Genomic DNA, 20493 nt, shown 5'->3' with positions numbered 1-20493 from the left:
GAGAGGGTTAGGGTGGGGGGCTCAAACCGCACGGTAGAACGGCTTATCCCCCAAAATCGTCGCCCGCTGCATAATCCTTCGCTGCGGCAGGTAATCCGCATTGGCGTAATGCTGCGTGACGCGGTTATCCCAGATCGCCAGATCGTTCTCCTGCCAGCGCCAGCGCACCTGAAACTCCGGCTTCGTGATATGCGCAAACAGGAAACTGAGCAGCGCCTCGCTCTCTTTTTCCGTTACGTCCACAATGCGCGAGGTAAACCCTTCGTTCACAAACAGCGCCTGCTTGCCGGTCACCGGATGGGTACGCACCACCGGGTGCAACAGCGGCGGATGCTTTGCGACCGCATCCAGCCAGCGCTGGTGCTCCTCTTCCGTTTTAAGGTACTTATACTCCTGGAACGATTTTTTAAAATCATGCTCCGCCCGCAAGCCACTTAGCAAGGTCTGGAACGGCGCGGAGAGCGCCTCAAACGCCGCAATGCCGCTCGCCCACAGCGTATCGCCGCCGGTCTCTGGCAGTAGTTTTGCTGCCAGAATCGCCCCGGCTGGCGGTGTGTCGATAAAGGTAACATCCGTATGCCAGTTGTCATTATCGGGCGGGTTATCGTTATGAGTGTCCAGCACGATAATTTCCTCCACCCCTTCCGCATGCGGGTAGACCGGGTGGATATGCAGGTCGCCAAAACGCAGGGCCAGCGCGCGCTGCTGCTGCGGGGTGATGGCCTGATCGCGCAGGAACACCACCTGATGGCGCAGCACCGCGTGGTACAGCTGCTCAAACTGGTTATCGCTCAGCGGACGGGTTACGTCCAGGCCCGACACCTGCGCGCCAATGTACGGCCCCAGCGGGACAATCGTCAGACGTTCACTCATTGTATTTCTCCATGCCAGGGCGTCAGGCGACGCTGTAGCGTGCGCAGTCCCAGTTCTAATCCAAAGGCGATCGCGGCGATGACCCCGATCCCTGCCAGTACCACGTCAGTCGCCAGGAACTCTCCCGCCGACTGCACCATAAACCCAAGGCCGCGCGTGGCGGCAATCAGCTCTGCCGCCACCAGCGTTGACCAGCCCACCCCAAGGCCGATGCGCAACCCGGTCAATATCTCCGGCAGCGCACCTGGTAAAATGACGAACAGCAGTACCTGCGCGCGGCTGGCGCCGAGCGACTGCGCCGCACGTATGCGTACCTGCTGCGCACTCTTTACGCCAGCCAGGGCCGACATTGCTACCGGCGAAAAAATAGCCAGATATATCAGTAAGATCTTTGACGTCTCGCCGATGCCAAACCAGATCACCATCAGGGGCAGATAAGCCAGCGGCGGTACGGGACGGTAAAGCTCTATCAGCGGGTCGAGAATGCCGCGCACCGTCGGGCTCAGTCCCATCGCAATCCCCACCGGAACGCCAATAATGACCGCCGCCAGCAGCGCCACCAGAATACGCGTCAGACTGGCGCCTAAATGCTGCCAGAGGGTGGCATCCATAAAGCCCTGCGGTCCGGCGATGGCGATCAGTTTTTCCAGAACCTGGCCTGGCGGGGGCAGAAACAGCGGGCTGATCCACTGCTGCGCGGCAACCGCCCACCATACCGCCAGCAACACCACCAGCGTGCTGACGCTTAAGGTGAGCTGGCGAGAGAACGGCCAGCGTAAGGCACGGCGCGTCCGCCGCGTTTTTTCACTGAAGACAATGCTCATGAGAACGCCTCCCGCTGTTCAAACACACGGCTCAGGATGTATTCCCGTTTTTCGATAAATAGCGGGTCTGATTTAATGCTGCGTACTGGCTCTCCCGCCACATAGCGCCGGGCAAACTCAAGCGGCAGACGCTCCAGCACGCGTCCCGGTCCCGGTGAGAGCAGCACCAGCTCCGTCGCCATAAACACGGCCTCTTCGATATCGTGGGTGATTAACAGCACCTGCTTGCCGGTTTCGTGCCACAGGCGCAGCAGCAGGGTTTGCATCTGCTCACGGGTAAAGGCATCCAGCGCCCCGAAAGGTTCGTCCAGCAACAGCAGCTGAGGGTTAGCCGCCAGCGCACGGGCAATCCCGACGCGCTGACGCTGCCCGCCTGAAAGCTGCCAGATAAAGCGTTTTTCAGCCCCCTCCAGCCCGACCTTTTTCAACATGTCGCGCGCCGTATTCAGACGCTGTTCACGCGCTACGCCGGCCAGTTGCAGACCAAACGCAACGTTTTCCTGCACGTTTCGCCACGGAAGTAGCCCTTCGTTCTGGAAGACCACGCCGCGCTCTGCGCCCGGCCCCGTTACCCGTTTTCCTTCGAGTTGGATCGTGCCGTGCTGATACGGTACAAACCCGGCGATCAGGTTCAGCAGCGTCGTTTTCCCGCAGCCGGACGGCCCCAGTACGACCAGCAGTTCACCGCTGTCCAGCGTCAGGTTGATCTCTTTCAGGGCGGGTTTGCCGCCGTAATCGGCAGACAGGTTTGTAATGTTCAGCATCGCAGCCCCTTATTTCACAAAGCGGTCGGTCACGAACCGGCTGTAATCCGCTGCCACCGCAGGCACTTTGCCCTGCTCTTTCAGGAACGTCGCAGTGTCGACAATCGCTTTGCTCACCGGCCCGTTCAGCTGCTGGACCTGCTGCGCAGGTGTCAGATAGGTGTTGCCTTTCACCAGCCCCGGCACGTCAGCTTCCGGCACACCGCTCAGACGTGAGAGCTTCTCCAGGTTGGCGGGCTGTTTCAGCCATTCATCCGGATTGCTGATGTAAGGCTGCTGGGCGTCGATGGCGCTTTTGGCGAAGGCTTTCACCACTTCAGGGTGTTTTTCGGCAAAGTCCTTACGAACGACCCAGACATCAAGTGTTGGCGCCCCCCATTGCCCCACTTTTTCGGAGTCGGTCAGCACGGTGCCGTCTTTTTCCAGCTCGTTGACGGCGGGCGCCCAGACGTATGCTCCGTCAATGTCGCCACGCTGCCAGGCGGCAATAATCGCTGGAGGTTGCAGGTTGATGATCTGCACCTGGCCCGGCTTAATGCCCCAGTGTTTCAGCGCTGCCAGCAGGCTGTAATGCGTGGTGGAGATAAACGGCACCGCGATGCGTTTGCCAATCAAATCTTCGGGTTTCGTGATGCTTTTCTTCACCACCAGCGCTTCGGAATTTCCGAGCTGCGATGCCAGCAGGAAGACTTCAATCGGCACCTGCTGGCTGGCGGCAACGGCCAGCGGGCTGGAACCCAGGTTGCCAATCTGCACGTCGCCCGAGGCTAACGCCCGCACAATTGCCGCGCCGCTGTCGAACTTGCGCCAGTCGACGTTCGCCCCGCTCGCTTTGGCGAAGGTGTTATCCGCCTGCGCGACTTTCGCCGGTTCCGCAGAAGTCTGATACGCCACGGTGACGTCCACCGCCTGCGCCTGAAATGCCCACAGCGCCAGTGCACCAAGTAACGTGATTCGCGATGAAATTGCCATACCGTCTGCTCCCCTTGTTGTTATGAGGGCAGTATTTCCGGCGCGAGAATTTTGATAAAGGAATAAAAAAGAATCGCTAATGACGATTCGTTTTTAGAAAAAAAGCGGGAAAGGATAGTGAATTTTGTACGGTTGTTTCGCCGGGTGGCGCTGCGCTTACCCGGCCTACGGTTCGTGCAATTTGTAGGCCGGGTAAGGCGCAGCCACCACCCGGCAAAGGCCTCAGCGCTGAACCGTCAGCGCAGCAATATCCTGCGGCGTGGTCCGACAGCAGCCGCCAATCAGCTTCGCGCCTGCTTCCAGCCACTGCGGTAAATACCCCGCCAGCGTCTCGCACGTTTCACCGTGGTGATGCCAGGTTTTACTCACCGCATCGTAATGCTCGCCGGAGTTCGGATAGACCACCAGGGGCAGCGACGTCAGGCTGTGCAGATGCGTCAGCGCCGCCGTGGTGTTTTCCAGCGCGATACAGTTAATCCCCAGCGCGACAACCTGCGGGTAGCTTTCCAGCGCAGAAACAACATCCCGCAGCGGCGTTCCGTCGCTCAGGTGCTCACTGTCACGCAGGGTAAATGAGAACCATGCCCGGGCGCGCGGAAACGCCGTCAGCAACGCCGCCAGCGCCTTAATCTCAGTGAACGAAGGCAGCGTTTCACAGGCCAGGAGGTCCGCGCCCGCATCCAACAGCGCCTCTACACGCGGGCGGTGGAAGGCGGTAAATTCTTCAGCGCTACGCACATAATCGCCGCGATACTCGGAACCATCGGCCAGATACGCGCCGTAAGGGCCCACAGATCCCGCCACCAGCAGCGTGCCCGCCTGCGCATTCTCTGCCAGGTACGCTTCGCGCGCTTTGCGTGCCAGCTCTACGCTTTTGCCGATCAGCGTCCGGGATTGCGACTCGTCCAGCCCGCGAGCGGCAAAGCCTGCGGGTGTCGCCTGATAGCTGGCGGTGATCGCCACCTGTGCCCCCGCGCGGTAGTAGTCGAGGTGTACGTCGCGGATCAGCTCCGGATTTTCCATCAGCACTTTGGCCGACCAGAGACTGTCGGCAAGGTTACAACCGCGCGCTTCCAGCTCCGTTGCCATCGCCCCATCCAGCACGACAAACGGCTGTTTTTCAAGGAGGGCGGTAAGCGGATTATTCTGCGACATGTTCAGGCTCCTGCGTGGTCAGATTTCGGGTCAGGTAGTACGCACCATAACACAGGGCGACAAACGGAAGCCCGCAATAAAGGGCAATACGCTGGCTGGGGTCAAACCACAGGCCGACGCAGGCCACCAGGCAGAGGATAAAGCCAAGCACGGGCACCAGCGGATACCATGGCGCGCGATACTGCAACGCGGATAGCAGCTGGCCGGACTGCACGTGACGGCGACGAAACACGAAGTGCGACGCGCAAATGCTAATCCACACCGCCACCACCGCAAAACCGGAAATGGCTGACAGGGCCACAAACACCGTATCCGGCGCGACCACGCTGGAGAACAGCGCCAGCACGCCGCCCAGCATGGAAACAGAAAGCGCCGTCAGCGGCACGCCGTTTTTGTTGACGCGGGCAAAGCAGCGCGGCAGCGTTTTCTCGTTAGACAGAGACCACAGCATACGGCCAGAGGCGTACAGACCCGAGTTCGCCGCCGAGAGGATCGCCGTCAGGATCACGAAGTTAAAGATATCCGCCGCATACGGAATGCCGACCTTTTCAAACACCAGCACGAACGGACTTTTCTCCACGCCAGCCTGCTGCATCGGGATCAACGCCGCCAGCACAAACACGGTGCCAATAAAGAAGATGATGAGCCGGGCGATGGTGGTGCGAATAGCAACCGGAATAACCTTGTGTGGGTTTTCCGTTTCCCCTGCCGCGATGCCGATAAGCTCCGTTCCTGAGAAGGCAAAGTTGACCGCCACCATGGTCATCAGGATCGGCAGGCCACCGTGCGGGAACCAGCCTTCGGCGGTAATGTTGCTTAGTCCCGGCGCGGCAGAGCCGTCCGCCATCGGGATAAAGCCAAAGATGGCCGCGCCGCCGAGAATAATAAAGGCGACGATGGTGATAACCTTGACCAGCGAGAACCAGAATTCCCCTTCCGCGAAAAAGCGCGTGGAAATCACGTTAAGACCAAAAATCACAGCGCAAAAGACAACGCACCACGTCCAGACGGGAACCTGTGGGAACCAGTACTGCATGCAGAACCCGGCCGCGGTAAAGCTCGATCCCAGCGCCACTGTCCACGTAAGCCAGTAGAGCCACGCCACGGTATACCCCGTCGCCGGACCGAGATAGCGGGCGGCATAGACGTGAAACGCGCCGGTTTCCGGCATCGCCACGGAAAGTTCGCCCAGACATTGCATGACCAGCCAGACCACCAGCGCACCGATAAGATATGCCAGCAGCGTGCCCGCCGCGCCGGTTGTCGAGATGATATATCCGGTATTGAAGAATAACCCTGTGCCGATAACGCCACCCAGCGAGAGCATAATCAGGTGGCGGGTTTTCATGGTGCGCTTAAGTTGCCCGTTTTCTTGTTGTGTTTGCATGTTACCTTCTAAACGTATGGACATCTAAACATCCAAAGAAGGAGTGTTATACCGCGATTGTTAACAAAAAGCCACCCGGCGCGACTTCAGCGCAATTATTGGTAAATCCTTAAATCAGTTCTATAGTCGACACAGTTTCTTCTTCACCAGGACTCACTATGCGATTTAACGGACTGACCAAAGGTTTCTTTATTCTCATCCTGGCCCTTGTAACCTGGGCCTTCTTTGACGTGCTGTCTCCCTATTTCTCGGCGATTCTGTGGGCCGCGATCCTGACCATCATTTTCAACCCGGTAAAAAACAAACTGCGTACCGCGCTGGGCGATCGCAACGGGCTGGCTTCACTCCTCACACTCGGCATTATCTGCCTGATCGTGTTTATTCCGTTGATGGTGATCCTTTCCTCGCTCGCGGTGGAACTGAACATGGTTTACACCAGGCTGCAACAGAACAACACGCAGTTCCCGGAAGTGATCGCCGGTATCTTCAACCGCCTGCCGGACTGGGCCAGCGGCTTCCTGGCGGATCACAACCTGACCAACGCCGCGCAGATCCAGAAAAAACTCTCCGATGTCGCGTTACAGGGCGGGCAGTATCTGGCGGGCAGCGCGTTCCTGATTGGGAAAGGGACGTTCGGCTTTGCCATCAGCTTTGGCATTATGCTGTATCTGCTGTTTTTCTTGCTGAAAGACGGGCCGTATCTGGTGCGCCAGATCCTCGACTCGCTGCCGCTGTCTGACTTCGTCAAACAGCACCTGTTCGCTAAGTTTGTCGGCGTGTCGCGCGCCACGGTAAAAGGCACGGCGGTCGTGGCGGTGGTTCAGGGCACGCTCGGTGGTATCGCCTTTGCTATTGTCGGTATTGACGGCAGCGTATTGTGGGGCGCACTGATGGCATTTCTCTCCCTGGTGCCTGCCGTTGGGTCGGCCATCGTCTGGGTTCCCGCCGCCATCTTCCTGTTTGCCACTCACCAGCTGTGGCAGGGTCTGTTCATTGTGGGCTTCTTCGTCATTATCGTCGGGCTGGTGGACAACCTGTTGCGTCCGCTGCTGGTGGGCAAAGACACCAAAATGCCGGACTACCTGATACTGATCACCACGCTCGGCGGTATGGAGCTGTATGGCATTAACGGCTTTGTGATTGGGCCGCTGATTGCCGCTCTGTTTATCGCCTGCTGGAACCTCTTCTCCGGCCGCGACCACGCAGGCAACGCCGAGGAGCTGGACGCAGACTTTATCGAAGAGGGGAGAAATTCTCCGGATCTATAAAGAAACGCGTTCTGTGAGGCGGCCCTGTGCCGCCTTTTTTTTCGCGATAAATCAGAGGTTTTCTATAATCTGAAATGAACGCTCTTCCACATTTGTCGTAGAAGGATCCAACAGGTGCGAATCGCCACGATCACGAACTGGGCTTATGGTGTCACGGTGTGCCTGACCATTGCCTCCGGCATCGTCATGCTGATGGCTTCCCACGCCGATAACATCGAACGTGAAGCCGTTAAACAACGCCAGGTCTTCGATCAGCTGACGGAGGAGATCGAGACAGACACCTGGATGCTCTCCGATCTGGCGCGGCTTTACGTCATCCAAAAAGAGCCCGAGGTGCTTGAGAAATATCAGGCGAAAGAAGCCGAGCTGAAGAATATCGAACACACGCTGCGACAGCTCAAAAATACGGGGGCATCGGGCGAAGAGCTGGCGCTGCTGTACGACGGACTGAAAATTGTAGACGATCTCCAGGATGAACAGCAGGCAGCCATTGACGGCATCGCCCGTGGCGAGGAACAGCAGGCCGTTTCGCTGCTGTTTGGTAAGAGCTATGAGCTGGAACTCGAACGGGCACACAACACTATCGAACGCTTTCGCATGCTGCTGGACAAGCGCATTATTGCCGACGTGCAGGCCGCAACCAAAACGTCCAAAACGCTTCGAACGGCCTCTGAGGTGATGGTCGGCCTGACCGCCCTGCTCTTCCTGTTTGTGATGGTTTTCATCCTCAAGCGCCGCGTACTCCGTCCGGTGGTGCGTCTGAGTGACGTGGTTCATCGTCTTGCATCGCAGGATTACGCCGTCGAAACGCCGAACTTTACCCAGGTTGATGAAATCGGTGATATGGCGCAGGCCATCCGCATCTTCCGTGAGAACGGGCTGGCAAGGCAGCGGCTGGAAAAAGAGCGCGATGCTGACTGGGCCATCCGCGAACTGCTGGCGCGAATGACCCAGCGGTTGCAGGGCTGTGAAAACTTTGCCGACGTGATGAATGTGGCGGAGCTGTTTGCACCCAATATTGCGCCGGGGGTTTCAGGGCGTCTGTATATTCTGGAACGCGAGCCGTGGCAGATGCGCTGTACGGCCGAATGGCTATCGCCAGAAGGGGATAAAAAGCCGTTCCATCCTGACGAATGCTGGGCCGTCCGGCGTGGTCAAAGCCATCCGCCAGTGAACGGCGAGCCGGATATCGGCTGTTATCATCTGCCCGAATCACAGGCGCAGCAATCGCTGTGCGTTCCCCTGATTGCTCAGGGCGAGGCGATTGGATTGCTCTCATTCCAGAACATCACGCCTGAAACCGCGCCGTCCCGCGCCTATCTGGAACTGATGGCCGAGGCGCTGGGACTGGCGCTGGCCAACCAGCGGCTGCGCGATGCGCTGCTGGAAAAAGCCCTGTTCGATCCCTTGACGGGGCTGCGTAACCGCCACCATCTGGAAGATACGTTACGTACTCAAATGAAGCAGGCCGTGCGTAACGAGGAGCCGGTAAGCTGCCTGATGATCGATATCGATCACTTCAAGAGCATTAATGACCGCTTTGGTCATGAGGCTGGCGATCTGGTGATCAAAAGCGTGGCAGCCATTATTCAACGGGCGGTACACGATAGCGGGCTGGCCTTCCGCTATGGGGGTGAAGAGTTTTTGGTGCTTCTTACCGGTGCAGACGAGGAAGCAGCGCACGCCGCTGCAACGGAGATCTACAACGGCGTGCATGCGCTTTCGCTGCGCTACGGGCTTTCGGAGATTGGCCCGGTGGATGTGTCGATCGGGATCGCCAGCTATCCGCAGCACGCCCAGAGCGATAATCTGCTGCGCGCGGCGGACGTCGCGTTGTACCGGGCGAAAGAGCTGGGCCGCTCGCGGATTGTCAGCTTTGGGATGCTGGAGGCGGGCTAAAGGGGTTATTCGAGCCTGAGGTTCAGGATCGCGCGATCGCCCAAAGCACCACCATACCCAGCGAATTACTCCGCTTTTCCACGTACAGGGTGCCATCGATTAAATAATATCCCTGAGGATAACAGATGCGGATCTCTCTCTTGAGTTCCGGCTCATAGACTTCCGCCCCCGAACAGCTATTTCTGCTGCCGGATTCATACCGGTAAGGTTGGCTCCAGGCAGAGTATTCTCCGTTCAGTAGCCAGGCCGCGGTAAAGATGACGAAAATGGCAACCGGCAGGCTGAAGATGATGAGGCCGAGGTAAAGTTTGACAACGTCAACAAGGGTTTTGTCTTTAAACGCCCTCTTCGCGGCGAACATCACTATCGCCACCAGCGGCAGCAGCAATGTGACAGCCGCAAGATACTGTTCCCCCAGGGCCGTAAGAAATGTCACGCGATAAATCTCGATTGACCAGACAACAAAGCCAAATATCAACGCTAACCCGCCAACGATGAGTGGAATTAAAAAGGCATAGCTATCTTTTTTCATGATGGACGGTTCCTTGTCATGCGTCTGCGGTAAGAAGGTTAAGCATCGCTCGGGTGGCTGCCGACTGACGGCGTTTTTACATCCTGATTATGATGGATAAACGTGGGGAGAGATAAAATATATAAACTAGTAGGATAACTAAATTATAATTCTTATACTTATGTTAAAACGTGGAGGCTGAAATGCGATTAATCCTAATACTGTGCTGCTTTTTAGTGCAAAGCGTCACCCTGGCTGGTGAGTTGCCAAAACCTGCTGGTAAACCCATTTTAACGATTTACGGTAATATCGAGAACACGAATGAAAGTGGAAAAGCCGTGTTTGATATCGCCAGCCTTGAAAAACTCGGTATGGTGAGCTTCCAGACATCATCCCCCTGGTATAATGGCCGCACAAAGTTTGAGGGTGTTCCAATGAGCAAACTCATGGATTATATTGGCGCAAAGGGTAACGTGGTCAATGTTATAGCGCTCAATGATTACGCGACAGCCATCCCGCTCAGCGACTTTAAAAAATATAATGCCATACTCGCTTTGAAGGTTAATGGTGAATATATGCGCATCCGAGATAAAGGTCCGGCATTCATTGTATATCCCTACGACAGTCTTCCTGAATTAAATAATCAGATATATTATTCGCGATCGGCATGGCAGGTCAGCAAAATGAAGATTGAATAGCAGTTCAGGAGAACATAATGAACAGGATACTGGTTGGTATCATTTTTTCTCTTTTTATCACGACTGGATATATTGCTTTTCTTGTTTACGATCGACAGCAGGAGCTCCAAAAACTGACTCATTACACGGAGTCATGGTCTGTCGCCCAACTGGTATCCGAATATTACCGCTTTGAATCATGGCTTGGTCTGTACGCAACCGATTCCGATGACGTTACGATAGACCAGGTCCGGATGCGGCTGGAAATTATGCTAAGCCAGAATGATCTGTTTAAGGAGGGGGATTTAGGACATTACATTAAAAACGTTCAGGCACATCATGACCTCGCGTTAAGCCTTGATAAAATCCTTACGTATCTGGATGCTAACCTCGAAAAAATGAGCCATTCGGATGTAAAAACATACCTTCATACCATGCATTTGCTGGATGCTCCACTCAGTCAGCTTTCATCAAGCGCGTTAACGAAAGACATTAGCACAATTAACAGTAGCAACCATAAAATACAGATCCTGTATTATATTTACTCAGCCCTCTCTTTACTGCTGATCATTCTGAGTATTATCCTGGGTTTTTTAACGATCTATCAAAATAAAAACATCCTTAAAGCGCACAGGCAGGTTGAAAGTCTTGCAGAAGAACTCCAGTTATCCAAGGAGACCCTACAGATTCAGAATTCAAAACTAGAGTATGACGTTTACCATGATTCCCTCACTGGCATGAAAAACCGTCTGTACTTCTGGGATGAGCTCAGCAAACTCAATCTTGAGGCCGAAGAAAATCATGTTCCCGTTACGGTAATGTTATTTGATTTAGACCGATTCAAAGAGGTCAACGATACCTATGGTCATGATGCTGGCGATTTACTGTTACGTCAGGTATCCAGGCGGTTGACCGCCATGAGCAATATTTCAGACAGATTTTACCGTTTAGGCGGAGACGAGTTTGCTTTTTTAGCCAGCGGGTTAAACGAAAGCGAAGCCGTTTTGCGCGCTAGAGAAATCAGCGAGAATATCAGTAAACCCTATACGATTAATAACCAGCTTATAAAAATTGCCACCTGCGTGGGTATTGTTTTATCAGATAATGAACGACGTGCTGATTATCTTTATAAGTTCGCCGATCTGGCGCTCTATGAAGCCAAAAAGGCAGGCTCACAGCAGATTAAAGTTTTCCGCCAGCGAATGCTTCAGAAGTTACAGGAGAGCAGAACGCTTGAAAATGATATGGCAAGGGCGATAGAAAACAATGAGTTTATTGTTTATTACCAGCCTATTGTGAATTCCGTCAGCAAGGAAATTTACGGCTATGAAGCGCTTATTCGCTGGATGCACCCCGTCAAGGGAATGCTTTCCCCGGATAGCTTTATTTTCGCCGCAGAAAAAACAGGCATGATCAACGAGATAGGTAAAACCGTACTTAAACTGGCCTGTAGGGAAGCGGTCTCCTGGGCTGTTCCGGCCAGGATCTCCGTAAACGTCTCGCCTGTTCAATTAGGCAGTAAATCATTTATTAATACGGTGCAGACCGTTCTGGCTGAGACCGGGCTCCCGGCTAACCGTCTTGAGTTAGAGGTCACGGAGTCATCCCTCTTTAGTGACAGAAATAACCCCATTGCGATTCTGAAAAAACTCCGCGCACTGGGCGTAAGAATTTCCATTGATGATTTTGGCACGGGTTATTCGTCGCTCTCCAGACTCAGCGAACTGAATTTTGATAAAATCAAGATCGATAAATCTTTTGTCAATCCGATATCTACACAAGAAGATGCGCTTAATATTGTGAAGCTTATTACCGGTATGGCTAAGAGCCTTAATATGGGCGTTATAGCCGAGGGCGTTGAGACCGAAGAGCAGCTTGAGCGGCTTCAGGCTCTGGGTTGCGAGCTTGTGCAGGGATATCTTTTCAGCAAACCACAGCCTCAGGTCGACAGCAAAATTAAGAGCGGCCTGGAATGATTCCCTCTCCTCAACCCGATGCCAACCGTGATCACGTTTTTCACCCCTGGGTATTCACTTATAAAAATCAGGTGTTATCATTCACCCCGTAAATACCTTTCAACTCAACCCGAGGCTTTGATGCTGGAGAATGTAATCATCCGATAATCAGCTTACCGACCTTTCCAGGCCGGACTGATTATCAATGCGCCGAAATCGAATGCGGACACCGCTGTGTGTTTGCACGTTTTGCACATGATGATTAAACAGGTTTTCCAGTATGAATTTATCCCGTCAGGAACAACGTACCTTACACGTTCTCGCCAAAGGTGGCCGTATTGTGCACGTCCGCGATGCGTCTGGCCGCGTCACCGCCGTTGAATGCTATAGCCGCGAAGGGCTACTGCTGGCTGACTGCACGCTCGCCGTTTTCAAAAAGCTCAAAACCAAAAAGCTGATCAAATCCGTTAACGGTCAGCCCTACCGCATTAACACTACCGGGCTGAATAACGTTCGCGCGCAGCCTGATAATCGTTAAGGAGAGGATGATGGATATCCCACGTATTTTTACTGTTAGCGAAAGCGAACACCGCATTCATAACCCCTTTACACCAGAGAAGTACGCGACGCTGGGCCGCGTGTTACGCATGAAGCGAGGCACACGCATTCTCGATCTTGGCAGCGGCTCGGGAGAGATGCTTTGCACCTGGGCACGTGATTACGGTATCACCGGTACCGGCATCGACATGAGCCCGCTCTTCACCGCGCAGGCCACGCGGCGCGCAGAGGAACTCGACGTCAGCGAACGCGTCCATTTCATTCATAACGACGCGGCTGGCTATGTCGCGAATGAAAAATGTGACGTGGCGGCCTGCGTTGGCGCAACCTGGATTGCGGGTGGCGTAGCCGGGACGATGGATCTGCTGGCAAAAAGCCTCAAGCCCGGGGGAATAATGCTCATTGGCGAACCGTACTGGCGTCAGGTACCCGCGACGGAGGAGACAGCCCAGGCGTGCGGCGTCTCGTCGATTGCAGACTTTCTCACTCTGCCCGGTCTGGTTGCGTCTTTCGATCAACAGGGCTATGACCTGGTTGAAATGGTGCTGGCAGACCAGGAAGGCTGGGACAGGTACGAAGCCGCAAAATGGATGACCATGCGTCGCTGGCTGGAGGAAAACCCAGAAGATGACTTCGCGCAGGAGGTTCGGGCGGAGCTGACGACAGCGCCTGAACGTCATGTGACGTACTCGCGGGAGTACTTTGGCTGGGGGGTGTTTGCGTTAATGGCGCGATAATATGGCGCTGGCGGTATAGCCTTGGGGGTATGCCGCCATTCGGCGTTTACGATCATGCTTTTTCTCAATCAGTCTAAAGATACAGCGCAGCATTCCCCCGCTAAGAGACAGATATATACAAGTAATGTGTTAACATACAGCTATACGGGTTACGTCATATTAGATAACGATGATCAATAAAATACTGGTAAGTGCATGCCTGACGGGACTCAAAGTACGTTATGACGGAAGCGAGAAAGCACAGATGTCAGATCAGTTGCAGCGCTGGCAGAAAGAAGGACGCCTTGTGATCTTCTGTCCAGAACTGGCCGCCGGTTTATCAGTGCCCCGTCCTCCGGCTGAAATTATTTCTGCTGAAATTAAAGATACATTGCTGGCGCAGGTCAGAATAATTGAAATTAATGGGCAGGATGTCACTGAACAATATCAGCTCGCCGCCAGATTAGCGCTTCGTACCGCTCAGGAGTCAGATTGTACCGCGGCGCTATTAACCGACGACAGCCCAACATGCGGTAGTCAATTTATCTATGACGGTTCATTCAGCGGCCAGCGTAAGTCAGGAATGGGTGTCGCTGCATCGCTACTCTCCAAACATGGTATAGCCGTATTTTCTGAGAAGAGGCTCGCCGATCTGATTGCCTGGATTGATGAAAAAGAAAAGTGAGTTCTTTTTAAATAGCTACGGACAAAACTCACTTAATCCGTTTATGTCATTTTTTGAGAAAAACACGCTTCACAAAACCTTTCTGAATCTCATTAATTTTAAGCAGCAATCGATTTGGTGAAACGTTAGCGCGGAAATGTCGATGAGATCAGGGATAGACACATGAAAATTGCTAAAAATATGATCATCTCAGCCATCCTGTTACCTTTCTAGTGATTATCTGCGGATGGCCAATAACGTCATAAAATTTAACGTGCATGGAGCATTCAGCCCACCTGACGACGAGAAGGATACTCCTCTTCCAGCCGTCAGGTTTGACATAACTTAACGTCACGCAGGCGCTGTGCTACCTGCCACGCCCGCATTTTATTTCACAAATTTCCACACTTCCGGAGGTACCTTGTCGTAAAGTTTCCCCATTGTCAGTTCGGCCAGTCGATGATCGACCGCAGAGTTAAATGTCTCCAGCTCATCACTGGAAAGAGAATAGGTGTTTTTATCTATGAGTTTTTCTAACGTATCTTTTGATGTACACCGCCTGAGTTGTAAAAGCCATTCCTGTCTGGTCATATCGACTCTTTAATTTCAATGGATGAGAGAAAAATTATTATTTATCATACTAATAATAATTTATTGTGAACGTTAGCGCTGACTCCGCCAAACCAGGAGTCACCTGCCCGCCTGACTGTATATATCTGGCCTGCAGAGGGATGCGTAATTGCGTCACTCCCGTATTTCCGGTTACGGGGCCCAGAGGATCAAAAGCTGTTCCCATTTTTATCATGCTTGTATCATTTTGCTTTCTGACCTGCATATCTATCCCCGTTGCACTGCCAGTACCTGATTTGAGACTGAATGAATCAGGTGTAGGGTTGCCATAAACGGGATTAATCAATACACTCATTTGGTTTTTTGCCTGAAAATATCCTGGATAATTCCCCGGGCAATTATCTAATTCAATGTTGAAATCCACCCATTGACTGGTACTTCCCACACCGGTGAAATCTGTCGTTTTATATTTTCCCATCGGCACGACCACATCAGGTGTCTGGCATGTAAACGGAATAACATTCACTGAGCCGCTAAAAGATACAGACCCCATCGTTATTTTCTTTCCGTCATAGGGGGTACCATCACTCTTAAATATCATACCGTATATGCCAAAAGTGGGTAGGTCACTCCCCGATAAAACTCCTGGCTGTAAGAGGGAACCGTTAACCAATGATATAATATATGCACCTTTATAACTGCCATGCATTTGGTAGCTTGAGTCAAACCATACCTTATCTACTGTATTAACCGCCATGCCTGGCGGTGAAGCAAGTGCAGTAGATAATCCGACCCCAAATGCCGGAGCATTCATCGCAACGACACTGTAATACCTCATCGCCCCCGAATTAAAAGAGTAAGAGTTACCATATGAATTTAATGGTTCAAGAAAAACAAACATATCATAACTTGAAGAGTCTCCACTAGTTACGTGACAATTATAATAGTTAGCTAGATTAATCGAAAGGAAACCACCTGTATATACTGGGACAAACGAAGAATGGTCTACACCGGGTGAAATACTATCTCCACGCAATACTATCTCCCTGTGGCCAATATTCGTGTCGTCACAAACAGGCGCAGCTAAGGCCACAGACGGGAAATGCATCATGATGAACAATGAAATAGCGAGTAACATTCTCATGCTACTGCGTGACAGAAACCCTACCGCATTCAGTAACATTCCAGGACCTCTTTCTTCATATTAATTGCTGAATCTTCTTCGGAAACGATGACTTTCATTTTACATTCACCCTGATTACCGGCCTTCAGTTTGAGAATATGAGTGCCTGGCTCAAGGCGAACAAATATCTGCCCGGCCTGGCCGACGGTCGCAATATAATTACCCTTCTCATTACTGAGATCAGCGCCAAAGGGGACTGTTTCTCCTTTCCATCGGGCAGAAATCAGTACAGGGACACCTGTCTGCGTATTATATTTAACCTTTACAATGGCACCGGCGTAGGGGGCCACCTTACGTGATGTGCTATCAAAACCGACATCGTTCGTCGCACCCTTTGGATCGATAGCCACTTCATTCAGTTCATACGCATTCAGATAAGGCACTGCTGCATACCCGGCATTATCAATACTGATACCAGGGTAAGAGGAAACCCGGGCGCCTTCGGCACCTCTGGCTTCAATCAACGCCCAGGTATCTGAGGTGTAAAGGCTGAGCGTTGCACCACCGGAATGCAGGATCACTGACCCATTCGCACCAAATGACTGGCTCTGGTTATGATTACCAACGCTGCTGCTGGCATTAAGGTACGTATAAGGTGTCCGCCACTGCCCGTTAACATACAGGCTGCTGCCGGTTGTGCCGCTGGTATTACGCGCCGTTAACCCATAGCTGTACTGGTTGTCTTTGCCGGCCGTTCCGGACAGGGAGGCCGCTTTTGACCATGAACCATCATTGTTGCGCCCTGTTTCCAGACGCGCGGATGGAACGTGAGTGTCTCCGGCAGTCCCCAGAGGGAAGCTGAGGGACAGAAGCCAGCTGGTATCGCTTTTGCCGTACCAGGTATATGTTCGGTTGACATTCAGTCCGTAAGTGACTGAGTTCCAGCTATTACTGTAACCTACCTGGAACTGTTTATCGGTATCCTCACTGTTCCAGTAATTCTGCAATGAAGCACTTGCGTAGAACTGTCCCAGACCTTCGGGAAGAGACTGGCTGGCAGTCAGGGTATAGCGGCTTTTAGAACGTTTCAGACGCTGTTCATCGTAACCACGCGCCAGCATATCTTTTGTCATCATGGCTGTTGCCAGATCGTAATAGCCCTGCGTTGAAAAACGATAGGTTGCCAGCGTCAGATTGGTGCCCGTCCGGGGGATGAATTTTGAATAGCTGAGTCTGTAGCTCTGTCCTGATGACGTTTTATGGCTATATTCCTGACCATTCGGGTTGCCCGCAAAAGAGGCATGCGACTGGGTGATATCCAGAGAAATCGCCCCGGCCTGGGTTCCTAATGCCATACCAGCCTGAGCGGCATAATAGCCATCGCTTTGTTGCCAGCCAGTATAGCCCGTCAGGTAATTTGACAGTCCGTGCTGCCAGGTTGCCTCATAAAACTCTGGTTTATCTCTAAGATTGAGCTGGCGTAATTTACCCGCCGTAATAGAATAGCGGTACGACCCCGGTCTAATTAGCTGGGGCATCGCGGTATATGGGACCAGAAAAAAGTTTTCATTGCCATCTGCCTCCCGGACGGTCACTGTCAGGTCGCCACCAAATCCCGTCGGATAAAGATCGTTAATGACGAATTCACCCGGGGATACGGTAGTTTCGTAAATAATGGCGTTGTTCTGGCGTACAGTGACTTTCGCATTCGTTCTTGCCATCCCCCTGATTTCAGGCGCATAACCCCGCAGCGAAGCCGGATACATGCGCTCATCACTGGCAATTTGCATACCGGAAAAGGGCAGTGAGTCAAAAACCCTGCCTGTAGTATTAGACTGGCCGACAAGTAAGCGGCCTTTAATGAACGGAATATCCCGCTGCGCATACGTGTTCAGAGACTGATAATCCTTTTTCCCGTCATCTGACCAGGAATAAGAGCCATTATGACGGAAATACCATGCACCAAGATTGAATCCGGTATTTAACGAGGCAAACAACGATTTATAATCGTAATGACTGGACTGACTTGTCCAGGCGTTGAGGCCATAGCTGATAAATGCTGCTGGTATACCGCTATCCCAGAGTTCCGGGTTTACGAAACCACGCGCAGAGCGATGGACATATTTTTGCGGCAACGTAATATCCAGTACCTGCTCTCCCGCATCGAATTCGACCCTGGCATTCGGGATGCCAGATAAGATCTCGGTGCAGCCATCAGAATTTGGCAGCCGCACTGTGTCGGTCTCATTGATTCTTTCCCAGGCCAGAGGGATCGCTTTCAGTAATTCCGGCGTTATACAGACATAACCAGAGTTATCCGCCCGGGTTTTAATCTCGATATTTTCATTCCCTACTTCACTCCCATTTACCCGAATGGAGGCATAATATTTCCCGGGTAAAAGAAAACTGCGCTTTGAAAAGCGGCTGATATCGACGGGTTGATTGTTTTGTAACATCAGTACATCACTGATAAATTCAACGTCCCCGGTCCCGGGGTCAGGTATCACTTCTGACAGAGGATTCTCAGGCTGCGCTCCTGTGTGTTCCATTGCTTCAGTTGAATGCGATATACTGCAAAAACCCGCAACAGCTGCTGCAAGAAAGCTCTTGCGGAAATATTTTTTATGGTTTTTCACGTTATATTCCCTGTCAAACAGACGTTATTGAACAGCAGCAGATTTCTCAGTGACTGCGCCATAATCATTGACGGCGTCAAAGTGAATCGTTTGTCCATGCCTTACCTGCAACGGAAACGACTCAGCATCAAAAGGTGCTATCATTTTCCCTTCGGTTTTTTTTCCATTCGCTTTTACGCCAGAAATAGATACATTCCAAGGCGTTTTATTGATGGCCTGTAATTTCCCGCCTATGGTTTTCCATTCGAGTTTATCCGGAGCTTCAATAGATTTCCCCTGAAGCGCCTGCGGCCGATAAAAAAGTTTTATTCGGGTACGAAAAGCGATTTGTAAGAAATTATCATCTTTCTTTGCACTGTTACGTGCTGGCACTTCAAGCACGTTAAGCCAGAATACAGACTCTTTATCTGAAGGCAGGGGTTTTCCGGTAAAACTGATCTGTAGTGTCTGACCTTTGCCAGGATCAACACGGTTTATCGGGGGCGTCACAATAAAGGGGGCCGTGCTTGTATCTGGTGATTTGCTCATAACACCATCATCAATCCAGCTCTGGATAAGTACGGGGGATTTACCATTATTATTAAGTTTCACACTGACAGAGCGCTCGCCCTGAGCGTAAATCACCCGGGTACCGGTAATAACAATACTGGCTTTCACGGGGTTGCTAAGCAGCACCAGAAAAAGCATGAACAGTAATATCAGTGTCTGAATAAAAATAAAGTTATGCTTCCGCTGCACAGGCATAATTCCACTCTCTTTGAAAGGGGGCGGAAGCCCCCCTGATTAATGAAGTACGTTGAATTACATATACTGAATGGAGTAAACCACCTGGCTGATAACTGTCCCGGCTGTGGTTGCAGCATCAGCAAAATACTCAACCGAATAAGGCAGGTTTGCACTTCCAGAGGAAACATTCTGATAGGTTGTGTTGGCAGCCTGATTTCCGTTACCCGCCACAATGACATCTCCAGTCGCAGAGGATTCGTCACGCAGCTGCAGGCTGACATTCGTTGCCGTTCCGCTGTTCTTTAGATGTCCGCTGGCTAAATCCACTGTCGGACCTGCCTCAAAGAACGCGGAGGCGCTTTGAAGAGTACCCTGGCAATTAGTCAGAGCGATATTGAAGCCCGTACGCCCCGCAGTCTCACCCGGATTTACCAGCTGGTTGATACCGACCGTTGGCAGAACAACCGTTGCATCCGCAGCCTGATTATCAACAACGGCATCACAGGTAGTGGCAGTCAGTTCACCATTAAAAGTAATGGTTCCTGTAGATGCAGCATTCGCAGAACTTACAGTTGCACCCAGAACAGCAAACAGCGTTAACGCAATAGCACTATTTTTCATGTTTATTTCCTTTGAACATATTTATACACAATAGAGTTGTAATAAGGAGATGTGGAAACATCCTTATCAAACCCCTTACTTAGAATGGTGAAAATCACCAGGCACTACAAAAAAACATAAAGCGTTGAGTTATTAATTTTCAGTATTAAGCACTTCATCTGTTCAAACAAATGAATTTTGGCAATAAACAAACAGAGGTAAACCATGGGACAGCGGTTATAGCATCCCTGTTCTAATTTCACTTAATGCTTTCACTACAAAATGAGCTTCCCCATCACCATTAACCAACATTTTCTGATAAGCAGAACGTTTATAATGACTAATTTTCTTAACCCCAGTTTTATACTTAAAGGAACTAAACTGGGCACCCGTTAAGTTAAAATAATTAAAAATCACTTGTTCCTCTTTTTGAGTAAGAGATATGCCAGGCATAAAACTTACCCTCCCGTACTTCTTAATTACATCTAACATCCGCCATGATGAAAGGCATCTGTTAATTACCAGAAAACCTTTATAACAAAGCGCCATTTCTCTTTTGCCGAGGGTTCTCAGAGAAAAGACAATATTAGTTCTAAAACGCGCAGCGAAATTCCT

At 51.9% G+C, this 20493-nt stretch carries 20 protein-coding genes; 7 read left to right on the top strand and 13 right to left on the bottom strand.

From position 1 onward, the window contains the following. Nucleotides 1-21 precede the first annotated feature (21 nt). The 6 genes from tauD to mmuP form a co-directional block, all read right to left on the bottom strand. The gene (tauD, locus tag ACQG0S_RS04595; RefSeq protein ID WP_048966044.1) at nucleotides 22-873 is read right to left on the bottom strand and encodes a taurine dioxygenase; all 852 of its coding nucleotides are present in this window, start codon (nucleotides 871-873) and stop codon (nucleotides 22-24) included. Beyond that, nucleotides 870-1697: a taurine ABC transporter permease TauC gene (gene tauC / locus ACQG0S_RS04590; protein ID WP_048966043.1), complete on the bottom strand. Its 828-nt coding sequence runs from the start codon at nucleotides 1695-1697 to the stop codon at nucleotides 870-872. The genes tauD and tauC overlap by 4 nt, the downstream gene beginning before the upstream one ends. Next, complete coding sequence (gene tauB, locus ACQG0S_RS04585) at nucleotides 1694-2461, bottom strand: taurine ABC transporter ATP-binding subunit (RefSeq protein WP_022647194.1); 768 nt, start codon at nucleotides 2459-2461, stop codon at nucleotides 1694-1696. Before tauB ends, tauC begins: the two co-directional genes overlap by 4 nt. 9 nt (nucleotides 2462-2470) lie before the next feature. After that, entirely contained in the window at nucleotides 2471-3433 is a 963-nt protein-coding gene (gene tauA / locus ACQG0S_RS04580) for a taurine ABC transporter substrate-binding protein (protein ID WP_032624781.1), read from the bottom strand. 222 nt (nucleotides 3434-3655) lie between these two features. Continuing rightward, complete coding sequence (gene mmuM / locus ACQG0S_RS04575; protein WP_048966042.1) at nucleotides 3656-4588, bottom strand: homocysteine S-methyltransferase; 933 nt, start codon at nucleotides 4586-4588, stop codon at nucleotides 3656-3658. Next, entirely contained in the window at nucleotides 4575-5975 is a 1401-nt protein-coding gene (mmuP, locus tag ACQG0S_RS04570) for an S-methylmethionine permease (RefSeq protein ID WP_048966041.1), read from the bottom strand. The genes mmuM and mmuP overlap by 14 nt, the downstream gene beginning before the upstream one ends. A 158-nt stretch (nucleotides 5976-6133) precedes the next feature. Here mmuP and ACQG0S_RS04565 point away from each other — a divergent pair, with 158 nt between their 5' ends. Next, the gene (locus tag ACQG0S_RS04565) at nucleotides 6134-7243 is read left to right on the top strand and encodes an AI-2E family transporter (protein ID WP_022647190.1); all 1110 of its coding nucleotides are present in this window, start codon (nucleotides 6134-6136) and stop codon (nucleotides 7241-7243) included. Between the two features lie 114 nt (nucleotides 7244-7357). Continuing rightward, a complete protein-coding gene (locus tag ACQG0S_RS04560) occupies nucleotides 7358-9142 on the top strand; it encodes a diguanylate cyclase (RefSeq protein ID WP_048966040.1) in 1785 nt (594 codons plus the stop codon). A gap of 22 nt (nucleotides 9143-9164) precedes the next feature. Here ACQG0S_RS04560 and ACQG0S_RS04555 read toward each other — a convergent pair whose 3' ends face one another. Continuing rightward, entirely contained in the window at nucleotides 9165-9674 is a 510-nt protein-coding gene (locus ACQG0S_RS04555; RefSeq protein ID WP_023299409.1) for a hypothetical protein, read from the bottom strand. Nucleotides 9675-9856: 182 nt separating this feature from the next. Between ACQG0S_RS04555 and ACQG0S_RS04550 the strand changes: the two genes are divergently transcribed. The 5 genes from ACQG0S_RS04550 (at nucleotide 9857) to ACQG0S_RS04530 (ending at nucleotide 14244) form a co-directional block, all read left to right on the top strand. Further along, nucleotides 9857-10351 (top strand): molybdopterin-dependent oxidoreductase, encoded by a 495-nt coding sequence (locus ACQG0S_RS04550; protein WP_048966039.1) that lies wholly within the window; start codon nucleotides 9857-9859, stop codon nucleotides 10349-10351. A gap of 17 nt (nucleotides 10352-10368) precedes the next feature. Beyond that, on the top strand, nucleotides 10369-12306 hold the full coding sequence (locus tag ACQG0S_RS04545; RefSeq protein ID WP_022647186.1) for a putative bifunctional diguanylate cyclase/phosphodiesterase: 1938 nt from the start codon (nucleotides 10369-10371) through the stop codon (nucleotides 12304-12306). 259 nt (nucleotides 12307-12565) lie between these two features. Next, the gene (locus ACQG0S_RS04540) at nucleotides 12566-12823 is read left to right on the top strand and encodes a YjhX family toxin (protein ID WP_048966038.1); all 258 of its coding nucleotides are present in this window, start codon (nucleotides 12566-12568) and stop codon (nucleotides 12821-12823) included. 10 nt (nucleotides 12824-12833) lie between these two features. Beyond that, on the top strand, nucleotides 12834-13580 hold the full coding sequence (locus ACQG0S_RS04535; RefSeq protein WP_048966037.1) for an SAM-dependent methyltransferase: 747 nt from the start codon (nucleotides 12834-12836) through the stop codon (nucleotides 13578-13580). A gap of 169 nt (nucleotides 13581-13749) precedes the next feature. After that, nucleotides 13750-14244: a DUF523 domain-containing protein gene (locus tag ACQG0S_RS04530; RefSeq protein WP_022647183.1), complete on the top strand. Its 495-nt coding sequence runs from the start codon at nucleotides 13750-13752 to the stop codon at nucleotides 14242-14244. 366 nt (nucleotides 14245-14610) lie between these two features. Here ACQG0S_RS04530 and hha read toward each other — a convergent pair whose 3' ends face one another. The 6 genes from hha to ACQG0S_RS04500 form a co-directional block, all read right to left on the bottom strand. After that, nucleotides 14611-14814 carry a hemolysin expression modulator Hha gene (gene hha, locus ACQG0S_RS04525; RefSeq protein WP_038415439.1) on the bottom strand — a complete coding sequence of 68 codons (204 nt, stop codon included), beginning with the start codon at nucleotides 14812-14814 and terminating at the stop codon, nucleotides 14611-14613. Between the two features lie 49 nt (nucleotides 14815-14863). Continuing rightward, nucleotides 14864-15931: a fimbrial protein gene (locus tag ACQG0S_RS04520; RefSeq protein WP_162268819.1), complete on the bottom strand. Its 1068-nt coding sequence runs from the start codon at nucleotides 15929-15931 to the stop codon at nucleotides 14864-14866. 35 nt (nucleotides 15932-15966) lie between these two features. Beyond that, nucleotides 15967-18552, bottom strand: a complete 2586-nt coding sequence (locus ACQG0S_RS04515) for a fimbria/pilus outer membrane usher protein (RefSeq protein WP_225303413.1) — start codon at nucleotides 18550-18552, stop codon at nucleotides 15967-15969. 24 nt (nucleotides 18553-18576) lie between these two features. Then, nucleotides 18577-19290, bottom strand: a complete 714-nt coding sequence (locus ACQG0S_RS04510; RefSeq protein ID WP_225303414.1) for a fimbrial biogenesis chaperone — start codon at nucleotides 19288-19290, stop codon at nucleotides 18577-18579. 63 nt (nucleotides 19291-19353) lie between these two features. Next, on the bottom strand, nucleotides 19354-19899 hold the full coding sequence (locus ACQG0S_RS04505; protein WP_038415435.1) for a fimbrial protein: 546 nt from the start codon (nucleotides 19897-19899) through the stop codon (nucleotides 19354-19356). Nucleotides 19900-20115: 216 nt separating this feature from the next. Continuing rightward, nucleotides 20116-20331, bottom strand: a complete 216-nt coding sequence (locus ACQG0S_RS04500) for a hypothetical protein (protein ID WP_127353167.1) — start codon at nucleotides 20329-20331, stop codon at nucleotides 20116-20118. Nucleotides 20332-20493 lie beyond the last annotated feature (162 nt).

This window comes from Enterobacter cloacae complex sp. 418I7, assembly GCF_050030705.1.
GTDB lineage: Bacteria > Pseudomonadota > Gammaproteobacteria > Enterobacterales > Enterobacteriaceae > Enterobacter > Enterobacter intestinihominis.
Note: the sequence above shows the minus strand (reverse complement) of the source record. Positions and strands in the feature narration are given on the sequence as shown.

Excerpts from the sequence above, each read along its gene's own strand:
- ACQG0S_RS04550 (WP_048966039.1), top strand. The coding sequence starts at position 9,857 with ATGCGATTAATCCTAATACTGTGCTGCTTTTTAGTGCAAAGCGTCACC.
- ACQG0S_RS04520 (WP_162268819.1), bottom strand. The coding sequence starts at position 15,931 with ATGTTACTCGCTATTTCATTGTTCATCATGATGCATTTCCCGTCTGTG.
- tauC (WP_048966043.1), bottom strand. The coding sequence starts at position 1,697 with ATGAGCATTGTCTTCAGTGAAAAAACGCGGCGGACGCGCCGTGCCTTA.
- mmuP (WP_048966041.1), bottom strand. The coding sequence starts at position 5,975 with ATGCAAACACAACAAGAAAACGGGCAACTTAAGCGCACCATGAAAACC.
- tauA (WP_032624781.1), bottom strand. The coding sequence starts at position 3,433 with ATGGCAATTTCATCGCGAATCACGTTACTTGGTGCACTGGCGCTGTGG.
- ACQG0S_RS04530 (WP_022647183.1), top strand. The coding sequence starts at position 13,750 with ATGATCAATAAAATACTGGTAAGTGCATGCCTGACGGGACTCAAAGTA.
- tauD (WP_048966044.1), bottom strand. The coding sequence starts at position 873 with ATGAGTGAACGTCTGACGATTGTCCCGCTGGGGCCGTACATTGGCGCG.
- hha (WP_038415439.1), bottom strand. The coding sequence starts at position 14,814 with ATGACCAGACAGGAATGGCTTTTACAACTCAGGCGGTGTACATCAAAA.
- ACQG0S_RS04535 (WP_048966037.1), top strand. The coding sequence starts at position 12,834 with ATGGATATCCCACGTATTTTTACTGTTAGCGAAAGCGAACACCGCATT.
- ACQG0S_RS04500 (WP_127353167.1), bottom strand. The coding sequence starts at position 20,331 with ATGCCTGGCATATCTCTTACTCAAAAAGAGGAACAAGTGATTTTTAAT.
- ACQG0S_RS04565 (WP_022647190.1), top strand. The coding sequence starts at position 6,134 with ATGCGATTTAACGGACTGACCAAAGGTTTCTTTATTCTCATCCTGGCC.
- ACQG0S_RS04545 (WP_022647186.1), top strand. The coding sequence starts at position 10,369 with ATGAACAGGATACTGGTTGGTATCATTTTTTCTCTTTTTATCACGACT.
- mmuM (WP_048966042.1), bottom strand. The coding sequence starts at position 4,588 with ATGTCGCAGAATAATCCGCTTACCGCCCTCCTTGAAAAACAGCCGTTT.
- ACQG0S_RS04540 (WP_048966038.1), top strand. The coding sequence starts at position 12,566 with ATGAATTTATCCCGTCAGGAACAACGTACCTTACACGTTCTCGCCAAA.
- ACQG0S_RS04555 (WP_023299409.1), bottom strand. The coding sequence starts at position 9,674 with ATGAAAAAAGATAGCTATGCCTTTTTAATTCCACTCATCGTTGGCGGG.
- tauB (WP_022647194.1), bottom strand. The coding sequence starts at position 2,461 with ATGCTGAACATTACAAACCTGTCTGCCGATTACGGCGGCAAACCCGCC.
- ACQG0S_RS04505 (WP_038415435.1), bottom strand. The coding sequence starts at position 19,899 with ATGAAAAATAGTGCTATTGCGTTAACGCTGTTTGCTGTTCTGGGTGCA.